1 protein-coding gene is annotated in these 246 nt (G+C 45.1%); it reads right to left on the minus strand.

The genetic code is table 11. The annotated features are described in order from the left end of the window. Positions 1-192 (minus strand): dTMP kinase (locus V0R37_RS22980; RefSeq protein ID WP_420376676.1); only part of this gene is annotated, 192 nt, incomplete at its 3' end. Between the last annotated feature and the right edge of the window lie 54 nt (positions 193-246).

Consider the following 246-nt stretch of genomic DNA (forward strand, 5'->3'; position numbering starts at 1 on the left):
TTGTAAAACTTCACCAGGGTGATCTTCTTTGACTAAAGCACGCATTTTTTCAGCCAATACCGTGCCACCGGGCTCACGAGTCTGGGTAATTGACTCAATACCAAAAGCTTGTAACGTATCGATCACAACCTGAATAGCCGTGCTTTTTCCTGCGCCTTCTAGCCCTTCTACTACGATAAATTTTGCGTTCATTGTCGACTTCTGATCACTTGTAAATAGGCGCGAACCGCGCGATTATGTTCTGCT

This window comes from Pollutimonas rozaliensis, from assembly GCF_048751585.1.
Taxonomy (GTDB): Bacteria; Pseudomonadota; Gammaproteobacteria; order Burkholderiales; family Burkholderiaceae_B.